The following is a 4,087-nucleotide window of genomic DNA, read 5'->3' as shown; positions in this document are numbered from 1 at the left end:
AAATAAATGAATTGAGTGATAAGGAAAAATTAATTTTAGCAGAGTGCATTATTAAACATTTTGAATATTCAAATATTAGAGGAATGCAAAAAGCATTTAATATTTTTGGGGGGTAATGAATGAGTAAATCGACAGCACAGCAGATCGCAGATTTGCAAAATAAACTACAAGCATTAAGAACAAAAAAAGCAAGACAGGACAGAAGGGAAGAAACAAGACAAAAAATAATCCTGGGTGCAGAAGTGGCTAAGGTTTTAGGTAAAAAACCAGAGGAAATTAACAAGGCTTTAATTCTTGGATTGTTAAGTAAAATAAATGAACTTGACGAAGAAGAAAAACAAGAATTCACACGATTAGGATTAAATATTTTAGAAGAGTGGAAGAATGAAAATCGTAAACCGTGAACAATAAAAAACCAGCCGATCTTGGCTGGTTTTTCATTGTGAAGGGTTGCCAGCCGTAGGCTGGAGGTTTTAAGGTTGCCAGAGGGCCTCTGGTGGCTGGGTGGGTTTGTTGATTTGTTGGTACCAGAGTGTCCCTCACCTATCCAGACACAAGCCCGGATACGGGGAAAGGGGAAAAAATCCCCCCAGGGGTGGAGGGTTTGGTTAGGTTAGGGGGAAAAACTGCTTAGAAGTCGTTACAGGCTGTTTTGAGGCATATCTAAGGCAACATAACGGCGATACAGGGCAACGGCTCCGTGATACGAACAGCCCATTTTGTCGGCTACCTGTTGCCATTTCAGCCCCTGGCTTCGTAGTTCGTAAGCCTGACGACGACGATCAGCCGCTGTTTTTTCGTATTGTTCACGCGGTTCGGATGTATATTTTTTTACCGTTTTAACAGATATATTAAATCTTTCAGCCATTTCTTTTTGAGTTAAACCTTTTCTTATTGTGCTTCTTCTCATTTTTCACCTCCTATAAAATCAAGCATAGACTTAATATTTTTATTTGTTGTTTTTTTAGCCTTTCCTTTATTTTTTAAACCTCGTGCAGATTGAATTAAACTAAATGTATGGCTATCAAAATTTTTCCAGGTCCAACGGGCTACACTTCTAACCGTTGCCTTTATCTCTTTGTATTGTAACGGATTTTGTGGATTGCAAAAAGTGTTTAAGCCCTGTGCCTTTAATAGTAGTTCGTTTTCGAATTTCTCGAAAGTGGATATTTTTTTGAAATTTAAAACCGTTCTGTAAGCATATTGTCGTAGGTCTTCAAACAAATTAACATTGCGACCTAAACCATAAGCCTCGCTTTTTTTCTCTTGTATTTGAGGCTTTTCTAAGTCTACAAAATCAGCTAAATAATCCAGGTCGTAAAGGTCAGCACCTGACCAGAACGGCGACCAGTGATCATTGAGTGGATTTTTTGTAATCAATCCAGCAAATCCCAGATCTGCTTTGAGTTTTTTCGCCATAGCCATTTCAACGGCAGCGGCATACTTCAACGGCTTCAACCTTGCTTGTTGTGTCTTACAAACACCGGCTTTCAGCATGTACCCGTAATGGCAACGACCTGTCTTTGGTGTTTTTGTAATAAAGTGAGGTATGGGTAAACCCACCTTCTCAAATGTATAGAATGAGTTTTTCTTATCTAAATCAAAGAGTAAGCAAGTTTGGATGGCTGGCTGATTTGCCTGTAAATACAGCATTTCTAAGGCTTTTGCCTTGTTCCTTATGCTTAATCCCATATCGAGGTTATTTGTACAATAAGGCTTGTTAGGCATTTGATTTTTAAAAAAATCGATGTTATGTTCTTCTTGTATTATCATTTTTATTCAGTCCTTTTTTATCTGGCCCTGCTCCTCTGTTCTGTCGCCAAAACAATCACAGAGGGGTGGGGTTTTTATTTTTATAGATTTTTCAATCCCGTACCAGTTCTAACCGATCTGAAAAGTTTGTCAAGTAGTGAACCTTAACCATATCAGATAACAGCCCAACGAAGTTGGGGCAGTTCTTTACATACAAGAGCAAAGCATTACTATCAGATCTATGGTGCGAAGCATTACCGAAGATAGAAAAACAATAGAAAAAGAAAAAAGAGTATTGTTCGAAGAAAAATTGGCGATTCGATTTTTTAGGTGAATATATGAAAAAAAAGAAAGTGCAGAAAAAACGGAAAAGAAATAAGCATAGTAAATTTTTTAAAATGCTTATTAAGTCCGTAGAGGAGGCTGTGAAAATTCATAAAGGAGAATTAGAGCCAGCCCGGATCACAACTCTAAGAATGTAGTATATTATAGTATAGTATCAAATAATATTAAGTTGTATTAAGTGATACTACTATATGCTGATATATAGCCCTATATACTATATTTTTAATTTCCTCTTGGTGGTTGGTTCCGGTGTCATATCTATATCAATTGTTCCAGCTCCGTCGTGATCATCATCATCATCGTCGTCGCCTCCTTTATCTTTTTCAAGGTCTAATTTAATTTTTGCTTTGTTATTCTTATCATAATTTTCATAGTCTTCTTTTTTAATATGTTCTCCAAATTCATCAATAATATAACTACTTTGGAATTTTTCAGGATTTTCTTTTTTTGGTTTAGACTTGAAAAAGTCAGCGATTTTCGAATTTAATTTATTTTTGGCAGTTTCGAATATAGATTTTATTTTTTGAGCTATTGGCGTTTTTTCTATTTTCATAGATTGCTCAGGTTCAATGGGTTTAGTCATTTGGTGATATGTTAACGAAGCCTTTTTATATAAAATCTTCCTTTCTTCTTGCTCCAATTTTCTTAATTTCTGCCCAGCTTTCCAATTATGCCTGTGAATGCGGGTCATCGGCGTTCTGTCTAACCTGATAGATTTAGCGATCCAGGTTGCTTTTGCTTTTGGAGTTTTTGCAAAGATTGCCTTTCTTTCAGCTTCTTCTTTTTGTTCTTCCAGGGTTCGGCAATCAATACGGGATTTATGACCATATTTTTTTAATGCATCATTGGTAATAACTTCCCAATTTTGCCTCCAGGCTTCTAAACATTTCTTATCATTCCATTCTCTGTTTTTTGTTAAAAATCCCTCTGGCCCAACATTTTTCATTGTTAACATTACATGAGCATGGGGATTTTTACTATTTAGATCGTGGAATGCAATATCGGCAATCATTCCCTCATCTACGAAATTCTCCTGACAGTATTTTATTAAAAGGTCTTTTTTTTGTTTGTCGTTCAGCTCCACCGGCAGGGCAACATCAAAGTACCTTGCTGTCTGTCCGTTCTTCTGTCGTTCTGTCCTCTCAACCTCATTCCAAAGGGCTTCAGAGGACTCTGTGAGCCAACCTGGAGCCTCTGGAGGTGCCAGGATTAGCGAACCGTCAAAGCCTTCTTTTTTGCTGTAATTCCACACGGCACCCGTTCGGTTATCTGTAAATTTGTTCCTGTTTTGATATGCAGCCAAATAGACGGAAGATTTACCCTCTGACCTTTTGCACAATTTAAAACTTAAATGATATATAGCCATAGGCTACCCCCTTACTTTTTTTATCTTTTGAATTTTGGGTTTTAGCCCCGCAGGGCCCACACACTCGGAACGAGTGTATAAGTGGGCATTACTAATATTATTTTTTCGGTTGCACCTCAAAATAATAAGTAATGAACCCCAGGCTTCGCCCAATATTAAATATTATTTATTTTATTCTAAAATATATTTGACTAAAGTAAATAATGGAGGTAATAAATAACAAAATAAATAATTAGGAGGGTATTATGAATAAACTTATAACAGAGGCAGAAGGTGCAAGAATCGAAAGTGTTTTTAAATACATATTAGAGGCATCTGAAAGCATATTAATAGAGCATGGGCATGTTATTACGGGGCAAATAATAAAAAACAAAAAGTTCTTTGCTGATAACGGGCATAAAGATTTTGAAAGGTTAGAGTATTACCTTAGCTCGGCAATTAGTTCTCTTGTCGAGGATAAGGTAACAGAAGGCATTAAAGACATTAACACGGATGAGAACCTTGTTTTTAAAAAAATAAATGAATTGAGTGATAAGGAAAAATTAATTTTAGCAGAGTGCATTATTAAACATTTTGAATATTCAAATATTAGAGGAATGCAAAAAGCATTTAATATTTTTGGGG

At 36.2% G+C, this 4,087-nt stretch carries 5 protein-coding genes; 2 read left to right on the top strand and 3 right to left on the bottom strand.

All coding sequences use genetic code 11. The annotated features are described in order from the left end of the window. The first annotated feature begins 119 nt into the window (after positions 1-119). Positions 120-404, top strand: coding sequence for a conjugal transfer protein TraD (locus tag ACVOLR_RS19885; protein ID WP_079843899.1), 285 nt, complete (start codon positions 120-122; stop codon positions 402-404). Positions 405-640: 236 nt separating this feature from the next. Here ACVOLR_RS19885 and ACVOLR_RS19880 read toward each other — a convergent pair whose 3' ends face one another. From ACVOLR_RS19880 to mobQ, 3 genes are all read right to left on the bottom strand, one after another. Then, the gene (locus tag ACVOLR_RS19880; protein ID WP_059056864.1) at positions 641-910 is read right to left on the bottom strand and encodes a MalT transcriptional regulator family protein; all 270 of its coding nucleotides are present in this window, start codon (positions 908-910) and stop codon (positions 641-643) included. After that, positions 907-1,773, bottom strand: a complete 867-nt coding sequence (locus tag ACVOLR_RS19875; RefSeq protein ID WP_059056862.1) for a replication initiation protein — start codon at positions 1,771-1,773, stop codon at positions 907-909. The genes ACVOLR_RS19880 and ACVOLR_RS19875 overlap by 4 nt, the downstream gene beginning before the upstream one ends. A gap of 538 nt (positions 1,774-2,311) precedes the next feature. After that, complete coding sequence (gene mobQ / locus ACVOLR_RS19870) at positions 2,312-3,463, bottom strand: MobQ family relaxase (RefSeq protein WP_481537964.1); 1,152 nt, start codon at positions 3,461-3,463, stop codon at positions 2,312-2,314. A gap of 245 nt (positions 3,464-3,708) precedes the next feature. Here mobQ and ACVOLR_RS19865 point away from each other — a divergent pair. Beyond that, positions 3,709-4,087, top strand: a 379-nt coding sequence (locus tag ACVOLR_RS19865; RefSeq protein WP_481537963.1) for a hypothetical protein, incomplete at its 3' end; no start/stop codon positions are given.

It is taken from the genome of Stenotrophomonas sp. STEN030 (assembly GCF_056759995.1).
This window is presented reverse-complemented; position numbering and strand designations above follow the sequence as displayed.

Excerpts from the sequence above, each read along its gene's own strand:
- ACVOLR_RS19880 (WP_059056864.1), bottom strand. The coding sequence starts at position 910 with ATGAGAAGAAGCACAATAAGAAAAGGTTTAACTCAAAAAGAAATGGCT.
- mobQ (WP_481537964.1), bottom strand. The coding sequence starts at position 3,463 with ATGGCTATATATCATTTAAGTTTTAAATTGTGCAAAAGGTCAGAGGGT.
- ACVOLR_RS19875 (WP_059056862.1), bottom strand. The coding sequence starts at position 1,773 with ATGATAATACAAGAAGAACATAACATCGATTTTTTTAAAAATCAAATG.
- ACVOLR_RS19885 (WP_079843899.1), top strand. The coding sequence starts at position 120 with ATGAGTAAATCGACAGCACAGCAGATCGCAGATTTGCAAAATAAACTA.